Annotated in this window: 12 protein-coding genes and 1 pseudogene; 7 read left to right on the forward strand and 6 right to left on the reverse strand. The window is 71.4% G+C overall.

Annotated features, from left to right (window positions below):
- Positions 1–31: 31 nt before the first annotated feature.
- Positions 32–2,047 (forward strand): heavy metal translocating P-type ATPase, encoded by a 2,016-nt coding sequence (locus ACTWP9_RS10270; protein WP_443245730.1) that lies wholly within the window; start codon positions 32–34, stop codon positions 2,045–2,047.
- A 5-nt stretch (positions 2,048–2,052) separates the two neighbouring features.
- Here ACTWP9_RS10270 and ACTWP9_RS10275 read toward each other — a convergent pair whose 3' ends face one another.
- Positions 2,053–3,507 (reverse strand): NUDIX domain-containing protein, encoded by a 1,455-nt coding sequence (locus ACTWP9_RS10275; RefSeq protein ID WP_443245731.1) that lies wholly within the window; start codon positions 3,505–3,507, stop codon positions 2,053–2,055.
- Positions 3,508–3,710: 203 nt separating this feature from the next.
- A complete protein-coding gene (locus ACTWP9_RS10280) occupies positions 3,711–4,310 on the reverse strand; it encodes a TetR/AcrR family transcriptional regulator (RefSeq protein WP_443245732.1) in 600 nt (199 codons plus the stop codon).
- Between the two features lie 255 nt (positions 4,311–4,565).
- On the opposite strand from ACTWP9_RS10280, the gene ACTWP9_RS10285 reads away from it, so the two are divergent.
- Both ACTWP9_RS10285 and ACTWP9_RS10290 read left to right on the forward strand, forming a co-directional pair.
- Entirely contained in the window at positions 4,566–5,447 is an 882-nt protein-coding gene (locus ACTWP9_RS10285; RefSeq protein WP_443245733.1) for an SGNH/GDSL hydrolase family protein, read from the forward strand.
- Positions 5,448–5,587: 140 nt separating this feature from the next.
- Positions 5,588–5,680, forward strand: a pseudogene (locus ACTWP9_RS10290) (IS5/IS1182 family transposase); the annotation flags it as partial.
- Positions 5,681–5,695: 15 nt separating this feature from the next.
- Here the strand turns inward: ACTWP9_RS10290 and ACTWP9_RS10295 are convergent.
- Complete coding sequence (locus tag ACTWP9_RS10295) at positions 5,696–6,340, reverse strand: glyoxalase superfamily protein (RefSeq protein WP_443245734.1); 645 nt, start codon at positions 6,338–6,340, stop codon at positions 5,696–5,698.
- A 157-nt stretch (positions 6,341–6,497) separates the two neighbouring features.
- Entirely contained in the window at positions 6,498–7,214 is a 717-nt protein-coding gene (locus ACTWP9_RS10300; protein WP_443245735.1) for a TetR/AcrR family transcriptional regulator, read from the reverse strand.
- A 113-nt stretch (positions 7,215–7,327) separates the two neighbouring features.
- Between ACTWP9_RS10300 and ACTWP9_RS10305 the strand changes: the two genes are divergently transcribed.
- Positions 7,328–9,049, forward strand: a complete 1,722-nt coding sequence (locus ACTWP9_RS10305; RefSeq protein ID WP_443245736.1) for a CocE/NonD family hydrolase — start codon at positions 7,328–7,330, stop codon at positions 9,047–9,049.
- A gap of 28 nt (positions 9,050–9,077) precedes the next feature.
- Here the strand turns inward: ACTWP9_RS10305 and ACTWP9_RS10310 are convergent, their stop codons facing one another.
- Complete coding sequence (locus ACTWP9_RS10310) at positions 9,078–11,666, reverse strand: ATP-dependent Clp protease ATP-binding subunit (protein WP_443245737.1); 2,589 nt, start codon at positions 11,664–11,666, stop codon at positions 9,078–9,080.
- A 386-nt stretch (positions 11,667–12,052) separates the two neighbouring features.
- On the opposite strand from ACTWP9_RS10310, the gene ACTWP9_RS10315 reads away from it, so the two are divergent.
- Positions 12,053–13,399 carry a TrkH family potassium uptake protein gene (locus ACTWP9_RS10315; protein WP_443245738.1) on the forward strand — a complete coding sequence of 449 codons (1,347 nt, stop codon included), beginning with the start codon at positions 12,053–12,055 and terminating at the stop codon, positions 13,397–13,399.
- The gene (locus ACTWP9_RS10320) at positions 13,392–14,081 is read left to right on the forward strand and encodes a potassium channel family protein (protein WP_443245739.1); all 690 of its coding nucleotides are present in this window, start codon (positions 13,392–13,394) and stop codon (positions 14,079–14,081) included. Before ACTWP9_RS10315 ends, ACTWP9_RS10320 begins: the two co-directional genes overlap by 8 nt.
- 197 nt (positions 14,082–14,278) lie before the next feature.
- Here the strand turns inward: ACTWP9_RS10320 and ACTWP9_RS10325 are convergent, their stop codons facing one another.
- Positions 14,279–15,202: a phosphatase PAP2 family protein gene (locus ACTWP9_RS10325; RefSeq protein ID WP_443245949.1), complete on the reverse strand. Its 924-nt coding sequence runs from the start codon at positions 15,200–15,202 to the stop codon at positions 14,279–14,281.
- 614 nt (positions 15,203–15,816) lie between these two features.
- Between ACTWP9_RS10325 and ACTWP9_RS10330 the strand changes: the two genes are divergently transcribed.
- Positions 15,817–16,302 carry a phosphatase domain-containing protein gene (locus ACTWP9_RS10330; protein ID WP_443245950.1) on the forward strand — a complete coding sequence of 162 codons (486 nt, stop codon included), beginning with the start codon at positions 15,817–15,819 and terminating at the stop codon, positions 16,300–16,302.
- Positions 16,303–16,468 lie beyond the last annotated feature (166 nt).

Below are 16,468 nucleotides of genomic sequence, written 5' to 3' on the forward strand. Positions count from 1 at the left end.
TTCTCACCCCAGCGAAGGGCGTCTGTCCGCCATGACCTCCACCCTGACCAAGCCCTCTGCGTCTTCGGTCGCCCCGCCGGTCGCGCCGCGGCGTCGTACTCGTGTGCTGGCGCTGCCCGAGGCACGCTGGGCGCTCGCCGCGCTCGTGCTGTTCCTGCTCGCGCTGCCGCTGAGCCTGCTGGGTGCCCCGGTGTGGACCTGGGCCCCGCTGTTCGCCGCCACCTACGTCACCGGCGGCTGGGAGCCGGGCTGGGAGGGGCTCAAGGCCCTCAAGGACAGAACGCTTGACGTGGATCTGCTGATGGTCGTCGCGGCGCTCGGTGCGGCGGCGATCGGACAGGTACTGGACGGCGCGCTGCTGATCGTCATCTTCGCCACCTCCGGCGCCCTGGAGGCCGTCGCCACCGCGCGGACGGCGGACTCGGTCCGCGGCCTGCTCGATCTCGCTCCGGCGACCGCGACCCGGCTGCTGCCCGACGGCGGCGAGGAGAGCGTTGCGGCCCGGTCCCTCGCGGTGGGCGACGTGATCCTCGTACGCCCCGGAGAGCGGGTCGGCGCCGACGGCCAGGTCCTCGACGGGGAGAGCGACGTGGATCAGGCCACCATCACCGGCGAGCCGCTGCCGGTCACCAAGCAGACCGGGGGCGAGGTGTTCGCCGGCACCGTGAACGGCACCGGAGCGCTGCGGGTCCGGGTGGAGCGCGATCCGTCCGACTCGGTGCTCGCCCGGATCGTGGCCATGGTCGAGGAGGCGTCCGGGACCAAGGCCCCCACCCAGCTGTTCATCGAGAAGGTGGAGCAGCGGTACTCCCTCGTCATGGTGGCCGCCACGCTCGCCCTCTTCGCGGTGCCCCTCCTGCTCGGCGCAGCGCTTCAGCCGACGCTGCTGCGCGCGATGACGTTCATGATCGTCGCCTCACCGTGCGCGGTGGTACTGGCCACCATGCCGCCGCTGCTCTCCGCGATCGCCAACGCCGGTCGGCACGGTGTGCTGGTGAAGTCCGCGGTCGTCATGGAACGCCTCGGGCAGACCGACACGGTCGCCTTGGACAAGACCGGCACCCTCACCGAAGGCACCCCGCACCTGGCCGAACTGCACCCGCTGCCCGGCTCCGGGCTGACCGAGGAGGCGCTGCTGAGCCGGGCAGCCGCAGCCGAGCGGGCCAGCGAGCACCCGCTGGCCCGCGCCGTCGTCGACGCCGCCCGCTCCCGCGGCCTCCCGCTCCGGACCGCCGACGACTTCGCCTCCACCCCCGGCCTCGGCGTCACCGCAACCGTCGACGGCCACCGCATCCAGGTCGGCGCCCCCGGCCGCCTCCTGCACCACGACCCCCGCCCGGCCGACAACGCCGGGTCCGGAACGCAGCGGCAGCCGGAGGACGCCGCCCACGAGAAGGTGCGGGAGTTGGAGGAGGCCGGGCGTACGGCTGTGGTGGTGCTCGTCGACGGCCGCCCGGTCGGGGTGCTGGGCATCGCCGACCGGCTGCGGCCCGATGCAGCAGAGGCGGTGTCCGCGCTGACGTCCCTCACCGGCGCCTCGCCGGTGCTGGTCACCGGCGACAACGAACGTGCCGCCGCGCTCCCGGCGGCGCGGACCGGCATCACCGATGTCCGCGCCTGCTTGTTGCCGCAGGACAAGGTCTCCGCCGTCCGGGAGTGGGAAGCGGCCGGGCGCCGGGTGCTGGTCGTCGGCGACGGCGTCAACGACGCGCCCGCGCTGGCCGCCGCACACACCGGCATCGCCATGGGCAAGGCCGGATCCGACCTCGCGCTGGAAACCGCCGACGCCGTGGTGGTCCGCGACGAACTCGCCGCCATCCCCACCGTCGTCAACCTCTCCCGCACCGCACGCCGCCTCGTCGTGCAGAACCTCGTCATCGCCGGCGCCTTCATCGCCGTGCTGGCCGCCTGGGATCTGCTCGGCACCCTCCCGCTGCCGCTCGGCGTCGCCGGCCATGAGGGCTCCACCGTCCTGGTCGGCCTCAACGGGCTCCGCCTGCTGCGCGACGCGGCCTGGCATCGCGCCCGTCTCCGGTCCGAACGGTGAGCGACCTAGCGGAACCTGGCCGCTTTCGCGGTGAGTTGGCGGTCGAGGTAGTCCGCCGCATCCGCGGGCCGCATCCGGGCGAGGGCGACCAGGCCGGTGATGACCACGTCCGCCACCTCGGCGTGCACGTCCTCCCAGGAGTGGCTGTACCCCTTGCGGGGATTGGTGCCCTGGACGCCGATGACGGCCTGGGCCGCCTCGCCCGTCTCCTCCGAGAGCTTCAGCACCTGCAACGTCCACTGCTGCTCCCGGTCCAGGCCACGCGCATCGCTGTGTGCGTCGAAGGTACGGGCGAGGCCCTCGATGGTCGGCCAGACACCGCGTGCTGTCCCGCTGTCGCGTCCGGCCGACGGGGAAGCGGAGCCGTCCCCCGACTCGCCGACCGTCGGAGCAGCCGACAGGCCGGCCGTGTCGTCGGACGCGGGGGAGTACGTACGCAGCGGCGGCAGACCGGGCAGGGCGCCGGGCCACACCGCCTCCAGCGCCTGGGCCGAAGGTGCGAAGACCGGCCCGAGCGTGCCAAGGGCGCCCGGGTCGTGCCACTCCCACCGCCGGAAGCGGTCCGGCTCGGGGCAGGGAGACGTCAGCGTGCCGGACCAGGCGTTGACGCACACCACGGCGGACACCCGCGGCACTCCGTCGTTGTCGTCCAGCAGGATCGTCCGCAGCTGCGCATCCTCGACGCCGGCGCGCAGTCCGGTCTCCTCCGCCAACGCGCGGACCGCTGTGGCCTCGAAGGACTCGCCGGGCTCGGTACGGCCGCCGGGCAGCTCCCACATGCCTTCGACGGACCGCCCCAGCAGCACCCGGCCGCTGCCGTCGGTGACGACCGCACACGCCCCGGCCACCGCACACGGAACCGGCCGGCCCTTCTCCGCCGCTGCGAAGGAGTGCGGCGCACCCCGCAGCACCAGCATCGCGAGACCGCCCGCGTCGAACCGCTCCACGTGCCCCCAGCCCTCCGCCAGCAGGCCGATCTCGTCCTCGTCCAGGGCGATGTCCCGCCGCTCCGGGGACACGCGCTCCGCGAGCGGAGTGATCACCACCAACGCACCGCCGGGCCGCAGCCGTTCACCGAGCCCGCGCAGGACACGAGCGCGGTCCCGCAGAAAGGGGTAGGCGAGCCGCAGAGTGATCAGGTGGTAGCCGCTCTCGCGCAACTCGGCGAAGTCGTCGTGCTCGACGTCCAGCCGTAGCCACCGCACCTTGTCGCCCGCGGCGTGCTCCGCGCGGGCGCGGGTCAGCGCGCTTTCCGCCTGGTCGACGGCGTCCACCCGATAGCCGAGTCCGGCCAGAAAGTGGGCCAGTTCACCGGTGCCGCAGCCGACGTCCAGGGCGGTGCCATCATCGGGCGCCGGCAGATGCTCGGTGAGCAGCGCCCGTTCGGCATCGCCGAGCGGCCGGAAGCCACGGCCGTCGGCGTAGTGCCGGTCCCACTCCTGTGACGTGACGTAACCCAACGGGCTGCTCCTCACCTGTGCTGCGGCGGTCTGGTCTGCGGCGGTCTGTCGTGCGACGGGCTGTCCTGGGACAGTCCGTTCTGTGATGGCCTGTTCTGTGATGGCAGGCGTGAGCTGCTTTCCCCGCCAATGCGGCGCGGAACCCCCGGCGCAGGACGGGAGCGCAGTGTCGCGCTGTTCAGACCCGGGACTCGCGCGCCACGTCAGGCCCGGGACTCGCGTGCCACACCGGAGAGGACCGTGGTCACGGTTCTGCGGACGGCTTCGGCCTGCGGTGGTGCGCTTTTCCGGTCGGCGAACAGCAGGTGCCCGGCCCCGATCAGGGTGGGGGCGAGGGTGTCCACATCGGAGTCCGCTGCGATACGGCCGAGTTGGCGTTCGGCGGTGAGGTAGGAAGCGATCATGGCCGTGGCCTCCGCCAGCAACGGGATGCCCGTCGGCCTGGTACGCCGCAGCCGTGCGCGCAGCTCGTCCCGGGAGGTGACGAGGCTGACGATCGCCACCGCGACCGAGTTGAAGAGCTCCGTCAGCGCGCCGGTGAGGTTGTCGGCGACGGTGCTGCTCCCGGCGGAGTCGCGCAGGGCCGCAGCCTGGCTGTCGAGCCGGCCTACGCGGTCCTGCACGAGCTCGGTGAGGAAGGCATCGAAGTCGGCGAAGTGCCGGTGCAGTACGCCCTTGGCGCAGCCTGCCTCGGTGGTCACCGCCCGGCTGGTCAGCGCGTTCGGCCCGTCTCTGAGCAGGACGCGCTCGGCGGCGGCGAAGAGCTGCTCGCGCACGTCGCGGATGGCCACCCCTGTCGGCACCGTGCGGCTCCTCCTCGCCTCGTAGGCCCGTTCCCCCTGCCGGGGGTGGGCGCACGCCCACTGTAGTGCCGCGCGTTTCGGCGCCCGGCGGAGCCGATCGTCGTCGCCGGTGAGGAGTTGTGCGCGGCACCGGAAGCTGGTGCTGTCCCACCTCTTGACGCCCCGTGAAGCCGACCACATATTTACCTCTCAGTGCAACTGACCAGTAACTGCCGGGCAGTGTCACGCCTTTCCCCACTCACGAGAGGTACCGTCATGCGCTCACGCATGCCCAGCTGCCGCGCCAGAACGGCCGTTGCCCTCGCCACCGCCACAGCCGCCGTGACCACCGGCGCCGGGCTCGGTGCGAGCCCCGCGCTGGCGGACGACGTCACCGTGCACCGCTACGTCGCCCTGGGCGACTCCTATGCGTCCGGGGCCGGCGTACCGAACACGGTCGACGAGACCTGTTCGCGCTCCGACCGGAACTACCCCTCCGTGGTCAACAGCGCGCTCACCCCCGGCGCGCACAAGGACGTCACCTGCGGAGGAGCCACCACCGAAGACCTCAACTCCGCCCAGTTCCCGTCCGTCGCCCCGCAGTTGGACGCGCTGAGCGCCGACACCGATGTGGTCACCCTCACCATCGGCGGCAACGACATCGGCTTCGCCGACATCATCGTCCGCTGCGTCTCCCTCGGACTGCTCAATCCGCTCGGCTCGCCGTGCAAGAAGAGCTACACCTGGACCGGGCACGACGAACTCGCCGCCACCATCCAGAACACCGCGCCCAAGATCTCCAAGGCTCTCGACGACATCCGGGGACGCGCCCCGCACGCCAAGATCCTCATCACCGGCTACCCGGCGATCATGCCCGACGACGGCAGCAACTGCCCCTCCGTGGTCTCCATCGCCAAGGGCGACGCCCCCTGGCTGCGCGACACCCACAAGCATCTCAACACCATGATCGCCAAGCAGGCGGCCGAGCACGGCGCCGTGTACGTCGACACCTACTCCAAGTCCGTGGGGCACGACGTCTGCAAGCCGGTCGGAACCCGCTGGATCGAACCGCTCATCACCGACGCGGCGGCGCCGTTCCACCCCAACGCCACCGGTGAGAAGGCGATGGCCGACGCCGTCCTCGCCGCCAACCGCTGACCTGCGAACCGCAAGGCGCCACTCTCCGGCCCGCCTCCGGCCGCTGGGAGTGGCGCCTTGGCCTTGCGGTCGCTGCCGCGGCTGGACTTCGGCTCGATTCGCTCCACCAGGAAGGCGACCCTGCGAGTCAATGCATCCAGGGCTTCCGTGCCGTCGTCACCCGCTTCGACAAGAGGGCATACGCCTTCCACGGCACCGTGGCTGTTGCTGCCATTCGCTTCTGGATCCGCTCACGGCCCGCCGGGCAGTCAGTGCGTCGGCGGCTGCGCGAAGCGCAGCACATTGCCGTACGGATCGATGACCTCCAACGTCGGTCCGCCGGGTGCGTCCGGGTCGATGCCGGGACGAATCCGTGCGTCGGGCCGGGCGAGCAGTTCCTCGCGCAACGCGGACACGTCGGCGACCGGGAGCCACACCACACTGTGCGGGCTGCCATCGCCGTGATGCTCTGACAAGTGCAAGACGGCCGCTGACCGGGACACCTGCACGTAAAGCGGCAGTCCGGGCTCGAAGCGGTGCTCCCAGTCCACCGTGAAGCCCAGGTAATCGACGTAGAACGGCAGGGCCTCCGCAACGGACATCACCCGCAGAACCGGAACGCCCGGGCTGATGGCCGACGGGGCAGGGCGTCCCGACGGGCGCACCAAGGCAGCAAGGACGTTCCAGTCCTTGGTGCCCATTTGGTGTGCGATCACCTCGAGCGCGAGGCTGTGGGGGATGCTGAACCCTGCCGCAGCGAGATCGTCGCGCAGGAGCTTGGCAAGCTTCTTGGCGTGATCGGTACTTGTGGGTGCCATTGCGTCGGCCTTCCGCGCGGCCCGTCCTGCCGATGCTCGCATTGTCGGCCGGCGCCGCGATCGGTGAGCCGAGGAGAGACGACCCAACCAGTGCATTCACCCAACCCTGACGGGCGCGAGCAGCCGGCTGCACCAAGCCGACCCCGATGCTAGCGGTCAACGCGAACACAGCGCCACCAACACTCGTGCGCCGGAAGGGGCACACACTGGGCAGCCTCGTCGCAGCAACCCCGGACGTCCCGCTGAGACGTGCTCAGCCGGTGTCGAGACCGTCGATCAGCCGGTTGAGGAACCGGGTGAACATCGCTTCAGGGGTGAGCGGGCGGCCCGGCGCCGCGAGGACCTCGGCGAGTTCCGGATGGTGGCCGTCCGCGGCGACGGTGGCGAGGTAGCGGGCTTCGGCCGCGGCCCGTTCCGGCGGTCGCGCGGACCCGGCCTGAGTGAGCTCGTAACCGACGTACCCGGCCACGAACGCGGTGAGCTGCGCGAAGACCTCCAGCTTCGCGGCGCCGTCCAACCCGGTGGGCCGCAGGGCCGCGAGCGCGCGTTCCAGGAAGGCCAGCGCGTTCGGGCCCAGGGTGCGGCGGGTGGTCAGGGTGGCGGGCAGCCAGGGGTGCCGGAGCATCAGGGCGCGCTGGTCGTGGGCGACGGCCTTGAGGTCGGCCCGCCAGTCGCCGGTGGGGGCGGCTTCCGCCGGGAGTTCACCGCTGACGTGGTCGATCATGAGCTCCAGCAGCGTGTCCTTGTCGGGCGCGTAGCTGTAGAGCGACATCACGCCGGCTCCGACCTCGGCGGCGACCCGCCGCATGGTGACCGCGTCCAGCCCTTCCGTATCCGCCAGAGCGACGGCTGCCGAGGTGATCGCCTCGCGGCTGAAGGCGGGTCGACGGCCCCGCCGCGGCCGGTCCGGGGTCAGCCAGAGCTGTTGCGGGTCGACGCCCGTACCGCCGGAGTCGCCACCACGCGTCACGTCCCCGGGCTCCCTTCTCCGCGCCGATGCGTCCTGCGGAAGACATCCAACTTGCGGAAGACATCCAAGCATCTACTATTCTCGTACGTCGTACGAGAATAGTGGAGGAAGCGATGACGTCAGCCACGCACGAGGCCGCATCCCGGCCGGCCTGGACGCCGCCGAAGGGGAAGCCGCCGCTGTCCGCACGGATGCTGCGCGCGACCTGGCGCCGCCTCCCCGCCAAGCAGCACGAGGTCGGCCGGGAGCCTGGCCTGGTGGTGCCGGCCGCCGACGGCAGCCCGCTGATCACGGACCACTACTTCCCCCGCACGCCGGGCGACTTCCCCACCCTCCTGGTGCGTTCGCCCTACGGCAGGGGAGTGCCCTGGTCGCCCATGTACGGGATGCTCTTCGCCGAACAGGGCTTCCATGTGGTGCTGCAGAGCTGCCGGGGTACCGGCGGTTCCGGCGGCCGGTTCGATCTGTGGCGCAACGAGGCGGCGGACGGCCATGCGACGGTGGCCTGGCTGCGGGACCAGCCCTGGTTCGACGGAAGGCTGGGCACGGTCGGACCCAGCTATCTGGGCTACACCCAGTGGGCGCTCGCCCTCGACCCGCCGCCCGAACTGAAGGCGATGGCGGTCCAGGTGGGACTCCACGACCCCTACGCCCTCTTCCATGCGGACGGGGTACCCCGCCTGGAGAACGCCCTCCTCGTCGGCGTCGGCATGACGTACCAGCACCAAGGCGTGGCCGCCTTCGCCCGGGCGACGCTGCGCCTCCAGCGCCGGCTGCGGGACCTCGCCACCGCGCGGCCCCTGCGCAGCGGGTACGTCTCCGCCCTCGCGGAGGACGTGCCCTGGCTGGACGAAGTGCTGACACACCCGGACGCCGACGACCCGTACTGGCGCGGTGCGTCCACGGCCGAGGCCGCCGAGCGGCCGGCGGTGCCCATCAGCCTGATCACCGGATGGCACGACGCCCTGGTCGACCAGACCTTCGAACAGTACGGCCGACTGCGCCGGGCCGGGTGCGAGAGTGCCCTGCTCGTGGGCCCTTGGACGCACACGTCCGCGCTCCAGCAGGGCTGGCCCCAAGTGTTCGCGGAGAGCCTTGCCTGGCTGCGTGCCCACCTGTACGACGACCGCTCCGGGCTGCGCCCCTCCCCGGTACGCGTCCACATGGGAGGCGAGGACGCCTGGCAGGACCTCGACGCCTGGCCGCAGTCCCCGGCCACCACGTGCTGGTTCCCCACCGCGGACCGCCACCTCACCTTGCAGCCCCCCACCGACTCCGCGCCCGTGGCCTCCTTCTCCTACGACCCGGCCGACCCGACCCCGTCCCTCGGCGGCCCCTTGCTCTCCCGTACGGCCGGACCCCGCGACAACGCGGCCCTGGAGTCCAGGGAGGACGTGCTGACGTTCACCGGCCCGCCGCTGGCGGAACCCGTCGACATCGTCGGCCCTGTCTCCGCCCGGCTGAGTGTCGCCACCGACACCGGACACGCCGACGTCTTCGCCCGCCTGTGCGACGTGGACGCACAGGGCCGTTCGACCAATGTCTGCGACGGGCTGGCCCGGATCCGCACGGGAGGGGAGGAGCCTGCGGAGGTCACCGTCGCGATGAGCTCCACCGCCCACCGGTTCGCCGCAGGGCACCGCATACGGTGGCAGCTCAGCGGAGGCGCCCATCCCCGCTTCGCCCGCAACCCGGGCACCGGGGAGCCCGCACTCGAAGCCACCGACCTCGCACCGGTGCGGATCACCTTCCACGCGCCCTCGGCACTGCTGCTGCCCGAGTCCTCGGCCACTACAAGCCTGCCCGAGTCCTCGGCCACGACAGGCAGTTCGTGATCCACGGCGTCACCGGGTGGCGGTCCGCTCAGCCTCGGCGGTTGCCGACGGCGTCGGCGGTGCGCCCCTCCGTGCGGAACTCCAGGTGCCCCTCCGCAACATCGACCAGCAGCCGGGTGCGCGGTTCGAGGTCGCCGCTCAGCAGCATGCGGGAGAGCCGGTTGTCGACCTCGCGCTGGATCGTCCGGCGCAGCGGGCGGGCACCGTACTCCGGCTGGTAGCCCCGGTGGGCGAGCCAGTCGACGGCTGCGGGGGAGAACTCGATCTCCAGGTCCTGGGCGTGCACCCGGCGCCGGGTCTCCTCCAGCAGCATGTCGGTGATCCGCCGCAGCTGTTCGTCGTCGAGCTGCCGGAAGACCACGATCTCGTCGATACGGTTGAGGAACTCCGGCCGGAAGTGTTCGCGCAGCGGTCGCAGCACCCTCTCGCGCCGGGCGTCCTCGTCCCCCTCCCCGCCACCGCCGAAGCCGAGGACGGCGCCGCGCCCGGTGATGGCTTCCGAGCCGAGGTTGCTGGTCATGACGATGACGGTGTTGGTGAAGTCGACCGTACGGCCCTGCGAGTCGGTGAGCCGGCCGTCGTCGAGGACCTGGAGCAGCATGTTGAAGACGTCGGGGTGCGCCTTCTCCACCTCGTCCAGCAGCAACAGCGAGTACGGGTTGCGCCGCACCGTCTCCGTGAGCTGACCCGCCTCCTCGTGGCCGACGTATCCGGGCGGGGCACCCACCAGCCGGCTGACGGTGTGCCGTTCCTGGTACTCGCTCATGTCCAGCCGCACCATCTTCTCGTCGGTGCCGAACAGCGCCTCGGCCAGCGCCCGGGCCAGCTCCGTCTTGCCGACCCCGGTGGGCCCCAGGAAGAGGAAGCTGCCGATGGGTCGGTCCGGGCTGGAGAGTCCGGAGCGGGAACGCAGCACCGCGTCGGCGACCGCCGTGACCGCCTCGTCCTGCCCGATTACCCGCTGCTGCAACCGCTCCTCCAGGCCCAGCAGCCGGTCCTTCTCCTCCTGGGTGAGGTTGCTGACGGGGATGCCGGTCTGGTGGGAGATGATGTCGGCGATGTCCTCGACGGTCACCTCGGCGATCCGGTGGTGGCCGGCCCGTGGCTCCTGCTTGTGGCTGTCCCGGTCGATGGCCTCCTCCAGCTCGGTGAGCCGGTCGCGCAACTGCTTGGCCCGCTCGTAGTCCTCGGCGGCCACCGCCTGGTCCTTGTCGCGGCGCACCTGCTCGGCCTCGCGCTCCAGCGCCCGTACGTCGGTGCCGCGGGTCGCGGTGCGCAGCCGTACCCGGGCGCCCGCCTGGTCCAGCAGATCGATGGCCTTGTCCGGGAGATAGCGCCCCGTCAGATAGCGGTCGGACATCTCCACCGCCGCGATCAGCGCCTCGTCGGTGTAGCGCACCTGGTGGTGGGCCTCGTAGCGGTCCCGCAGCCCGCGCAGGATCTCGATGGCGTCTGCCACGGTGGGCTCCGGGACGAGCACGGGCTGGAAGCGGCGGGCCAGTGCCGCGTCCTTTTCGATGTACCGGCGGTGCTCCTCCAGCGTCGTGGCCCCGATGACATGCAGCTCACCCCGGGAGAGCGGCGGCTTGAGCATATTGCTCGCGTCCATCGAGCCGCTCTCCCCGCCGCCGCCCGCGCCGACCACGGTGTGCAGCTCGTCGATGAAGACGATCAGCTCCTCGGTGTGGGCGCGGATCTCGTCGATGATGCCGGTGAGCCGCTCCTCGAAGTCGCCGCGGTAGCGGGTGCCGGCCACGACGCTGCCGAAGTCGAGCTGGACGACGCGCCGGCCCAGCAGGTTGTCGGGCACGTCCCCGTCGGAGATGCGCTGGGCCAGCCCCTCCACGATGGCGGTCTTGCCGACGCCCGCCTCGCCGATCAGTACCGGGTTGTTCTTCCCGCGCCGGGCCAGCACCTCGACCGTCTGCTCGATCTGCTCGTCCCGGCCGATGACCGGGTCGATCCGGCCCTCGCGGGCCAGCTCGGTCAGGTCACGGCCGTACTTGTCGAGGTTCGGGGTGTTGCTGGGACGCGGCTCCTGGCCGCGCGCGGGCGCCTCCGTGCCGCCGCCCTGTCCGGCGCTCGGTCCGCCACGCGGACCGGCGGAGCGGGGATCGAAGTGCGCCGAGTTGAGGATCTGGCCCGCCGTGGAGTCCCGGTTTGCGGCGAGCGCGACCAGCACATGTTCGGCACCGATGTAGGAGGCGCCGCGCGAGCGGGCGATCTCGTGCGCGTCCATGAGCGCCCGCTTCACCGCGGGGCTGACGGACAGCGAGTTGCGGGGTTGTCCTTCGCCCACCTCGCGGTCGATCTCGGCGGCGAGCGCGTCGGGGTCGGCACCGGCCCGGGCCACCATGCTGCGGGTCGGCTCGGCGGTGAGCGCCGCGCGCAGCAGATGCTCGGTGTCCAGATCGTTGCTGCCGTGCTCGGCCGCGTACGACGCCGCATCGGAGACGAGCTGCCGCGCCGGCTCGCTCATCAGCCGGAGGAAGTCGTTGTAGCGGGGGTCGCTGTACCGCCCGCCGCTGCCGGACCGGGCGCCGCCGAGGAAGCGCGCGATGAACTCCTCGAACGGGTCCCGACCGAAGTCCCCGGGACCCATGTATCCGCTGGTCATAGAGGATCCGTCCCGCTGACCCGACCGAGCCGGGCCACGCTGTGCTGTGACGAGTGGCTACTGGTGCGGGGGTTCCCAGGTGTGCCCGTATGACACGTGGCCGGCCCCTGACCAGGCGAACAGCACGGTCACGACCGGCAGACACGTCCGGCAACTCCGTGCAGCAAGGAGTAGCGCTCGGTAGCCGCCCACAGGGTGCCGGGGCTGCAGTTCGGCGGGCTGTGGCGACGTCCGGGTGGTTCCGGGGCCGTGGACGGCTCCGACACGGACCCGGCGGGGTACCGGTGCCCAGGACAGAACCAGGACCGAACAGCAGAGGTATCGCTGATCGTCTCCCGTTACCGAGCAACGAGCGGGAGAGCCGGCTGCGGGGCGGAGGACGTGCTGTGGTGACCCGGTGGCGGCCACGCGTGCGGCACCCGGCGCAGATGGTCGTGGCCGGCTTCGCCATGGCGATCGGGTTCGGGACCGGACTGCTGTTGCTGCCCGCCGCCAAGGCCGGGACCGACTCGGCGTCCCTCCTGGAGGCGCTGTTCACCTCCACCTCAGCGGTGTGCGTGACCGGGCTGGTCGTGGTCGACACCGCCGACTACTGGAGCGGTTTCGGGCAGACGGTGATCCTGGCGCTCATCCAGGTCGGCGGTCTCGGGATCATGACCTTCGCCTCCTGGCTGGTGCTGCTGGTCTCCCACCGTCGTATGGGACTGAAGGCCCGCCTCACCGCCGCCACCGAGACCAGGACGCTGGGCCTGGGCGACGTCCGCTTGGTCGTCGCGCGGGTGGTCAAGGTCAGCCTGCTGCTGGAGGTCGTCACCGCCGCGATCCTGACCGTACGGCTGGGTGTCACCTACGACGAGCCCTGGCCGCGAGCGGTGTGGCTGGGCGTCTTCCACGCGGTCTCGGCGTTCAACAACGCCGGGTTCTCGCTGTACTCCGACAGCCTGATCGGCTTCGTCACCGACCCCTGGATCTGTCTGCCCGTCGCGGGTGCGGTCATCGCCGGAGGGCTCGGCTTCCCGGTGCTGTTCGAACTGCGCCGCAGATTCCGCAGACCGCGCACCTGGTCGCTGCACACCAAGATCGTGCTCGGCGCGTCGGCGATCTTCCTGGTGGGTGGCAGCGCCTACGTCACCGCGCTCGAATGGCGCAACCCGGCGACCCTGGGCCCGCTGGACGTACCCGGGAAACTCCTGGCCGGATTCTTCCAGGGCGTCATGCCGCGCACCGCGGGCTTCAACAGCGTCGACGTCGCACAGCTGAACCCGGCCACCTGGCTCGGGATGGACGTACTGATGTTCATCGGCGGCGCCAGTGCCGGCACCGCGGGCGGCATCAAGGTCACCACCTTCGCCGTGCTGTTCTTCGTCATCTACGCCGAGATCCGTGGCGAAAGCGCGGTCACCATCTTCAGCCGCCGACTGCACGGCGACCTCCAGCGGCAGGCCCTGACCGTGGTCCTGCTGTCGGTGGCCGCCGTCGCCGTCTCGACGCTGGCCTTCGTGGTCTTCACCCGGCACAGCCTCGACCAGTCCCTGTTGGAGGTCACCTCCGCTTTCGCCACGGTCGGGCTGTCCACCGGCATCACCCCCGAGCTGCCCGGCAGGGAACAACTGTTGCTGACCGCGCTGATGTTCATCGGCCGCCTCGGTCCCGTCACCATCGCCTCCGCACTCGCCCTGCGGCTGCGTGTCCGCATGTACGACCTTCCCGAGGAGCGACCCGTCATTGGTTAGGAAACGCACCCCCAAGAACCGCCGCGGCTCTCGCCGGGACGCCGTGGTGGTCATCGGACTCGGTCGCTTCGGCCGCTCCCTGGCCCTCGAACTCGTGGACGAGGAGACCGAGGTCCTGGGCATCGACGGCGATCCCGAAACCGTGCAGGCCCTCTCCGGCTCCCTCACCCACGCCGTGCGGGCCGACTCCACCAAGGAGGACGCCCTGCGCCAGCTCGGGGTCCATGAGTTCGACCGCGCCGTCGTCGCCATCGGCACCGACCTGGAAGCCAGCATCCTCACCGCCTCGCTGCTGATCTCCTTCGGCATCCAGAACGTGTGGGCCAAGGCCATCAGCGAGGCGCACGGCCGCATCCTCACCCAGCTCGGCGTCCAGCACGTCGTCTATCCCGAGCACGACATGGGCAAGCGGGTCGCCCACCTCGTACGCGGCCGGATGCTCGACTACATCGAGTTCGAGGACGACTTCGCCATGGTCAAGACCGGCCCGCCCGCCGAGATCCTCGGCCTTCCGCTGTCCCGCAGCGCCGTCCGCTCGCGCTACGGCATCACGGTCGTCGCCATCAAACGCCCCGGCGAAGGCTTCACGTATGCCACTCCGGACACCGTCGTGCAAGCGGACGACACCGTCATCGTGGCCGGTCGCACCCGGGCAACCGAACGCTTCAGCGAACTGCACTGACGGGAGGACCGCCGTCCGCAGGGCTCATGCTCCCGTGCCATGCCGGCGAGCCCGCTTCCTGCCGTGGACCGACAGCCCCGGCAGGCTGGGCAGCACCGGGACTGTCGGCCCGCGCAGCCTAGAGACCGCACAGCCGTACGCAAAAGGGGCGCACCGGTAGGCCGCCTGCATCCGGGTCTTCCGCGCTGGACGTGCGGTCATGGCCGTGGGCGGGGACGCCGGGAGACCGGTGGCCGACGTGTGGGGGTCCCCGGCCCCTCGGAACCGGAGGGTCCGGCAGGTGGATCGGACGCCGCGGCCGAGGGACGGTCGGGCGACGCAAAGACCCGGCGGTAGGCCCGGACGATGCTGCGGGTGCAGACCCGGCCGAACCATTGGATGACGGCACACAGCAGGAGGACGGCGATCGCTGCGGCGGCGTCCAGCCAGAAGTGGTTGGCCGTCACGACGATCACCACCAGCGTCAGCAGCGGGTGCAGGGTCACCAGCCAGCGCACTCGGCGCCGGCTCACCCGGATCACGACCACGGCGACGATCACCGCCCAGGCGACATGGACGGAGGGGACGGCGGACAACTCGTCGGCGACCACATGTCCCGGGCCGGTTTGGTAGACGGACTGCCCGTAGCGTTCAGCCGTGTCGGAGAACCCGAGCCACGTCACAAGGCGCGGCGGCGCCACCGGGATGAGCTGCAACAACAGCGACACGACCGTGACCACGACGACATAGGTGCGTACCCGCCCGTAGGCGGAGCGGTGCCGCCAGAAGAGCCAGACGAGCAAGGCCGCCATCGCACCGAAGTGCATCACCGCGTAGTAGAGGTTGGCGGCTTGCACCAGCCACGAGTGGGGGAGTACGGCCTGCTGCCAGTCCACCTCGTCGGGGAGCCGAAGGAGCTGCTCCCAGCGGTAGAGCCACACTGCTCGGTCGACGGCGGCGTCCAGGTTCCCGGCAGCCATCCGGGCCGGGATCTGCCAGACGAGGAAGACCGAGGAGATGATCGCGGCCTCCCGCAGCAGCACCGGAACGCGGGGCCAGCGCCAGTGCCACAGCGGCAGGCTCAGCGCCAGGAGGACCAGGGGCACTCCGGCGGACAGAAGCCAGGCCGTGGCTGCTCCCACCGTCAACGGCTCCCACTCCCTCCTGGCCCCCGGCGCCCGGTCGGTCCGGCCGCTGCACACCACGGGAACGGGGCACCCCCCGCCCCTCATGGTGACGGCAGGTTCGGACAACTCGGATGATTGGTCGGTACCCCGGTACTCCGCCGACTGCGAACGGGACACCCGAAAAGCGGACAGCAGGCGCTCACGCGGAGTGCGGCAGGCCGGGTCTGCGGTCATACTGAGGCACGGCAGAGCGGAACGGGACGCGGGTAAGTCGCTCCGGAGGGTCGAGCCATGACGAACCAGCAGCGCGAGGAAGCGTACCTTCGACAGACCGGGCGCAAAGAGCCGACTGCTCGACAGCGGCGCCGCATGCTCAAGAAGGCCCGACAGGGCAAGGAGTAGCCCGGCGGCCCGACGCGCCGGCCCCGCGCACAACGACCGCCGCCCTTTTTGTGGGGCCGTGGGCGGCGGATCTTGCCCCGCCCCTCTGTTGTTCCGGTGTTCCGGTAGGGGATGCCCCTGCCCGACGCACGCGGGATGCGGGTGGATCGTGGCCGGGCGCGTAGTTCCCCGCGCCCCTTCGGGGCGCCGGATACGCAAGCTCCGCGAGGAAGGAGAGCGAGGTGGCGATGGCTGTGCGGGCGCCCTGGGCGGTTTTCGATCTGGACGGGACGCTGGCCGATGTCCGGCACCGGCTGCTCTTCCTCCAGCAGCGGCCCCGGGACTGGGACTCCTTCTTCCAGGCCGCGGTGGACGACCCGCCGCTGGCGAAGGGCATCGCTCTGGCGATGGAGACCGCCCGACGGTGCGAACTCGGGTACGTCACCGGGCGCCCGGAACGCTGCCGGGCCGACAGCGTGGAATGGCTGAAAACCCACGGCCTGCCCATCGGACGGCTCCTGATGCGGGCGGACGGCGACCGCCGTCCCGCGCGCGTCACCAAGCTGGAGCTGCTGCAGCAGCTGGCCCGGGAGCGCCCTGTGACGCTGGTGGTCGACGATGACGAGCAGGTCAACGCCGCGTATGAGAGCGCGGGTTTCCGGGTGTTGCGGGCCGACTGGATGACGGCGCCGGCGGTCCTGGAAGCGGTCCAGGAGCGGGAGGGACGGACGTGATGCCGGGCGCCCGCCGACGTGGAGGGCGACAAGGCGGGAGGGAGCGCTCCGCGGGGGTGACGGGCGCTGACCGTGCGCGGGGCCGCGCACAGGCGCATGCTGGGAGTCTCCGTCCGCCCGGCCGGCGCAGCGGCCCTCCGCTCCGCTCCACGTGAGGAGGCTCCCT

The organism is Streptomyces sp. 3N207, from assembly GCF_052246355.1.
Lineage (GTDB): Bacteria > Actinomycetota > Actinomycetes > Streptomycetales > Streptomycetaceae > Streptomyces.

What these genes read in the sequence shown, in the direction of transcription:
- ACTWP9_RS10310 (WP_443245737.1), bottom strand. Translation starts at nt 11,666, where the DNA reads ATGACCAGCGGATACATGGGTCCCGGGGACTTCGGTCGGGACCCGTTC.
- ACTWP9_RS10285 (WP_443245733.1), top strand. Translation starts at nt 4,566, where the DNA reads ATGCGCTCACGCATGCCCAGCTGCCGCGCCAGAACGGCCGTTGCCCTC.
- ACTWP9_RS10295 (WP_443245734.1), bottom strand. Translation starts at nt 6,340, where the DNA reads ATGCACTGGTTGGGTCGTCTCTCCTCGGCTCACCGATCGCGGCGCCGG.
- ACTWP9_RS10330 (WP_443245950.1), top strand. Translation starts at nt 15,817, where the DNA reads ATGGCTGTGCGGGCGCCCTGGGCGGTTTTCGATCTGGACGGGACGCTG.
- ACTWP9_RS10305 (WP_443245736.1), top strand. Translation starts at nt 7,328, where the DNA reads ATGACGTCAGCCACGCACGAGGCCGCATCCCGGCCGGCCTGGACGCCG.
- ACTWP9_RS10270 (WP_443245730.1), top strand. Translation starts at nt 32, where the DNA reads ATGACCTCCACCCTGACCAAGCCCTCTGCGTCTTCGGTCGCCCCGCCG.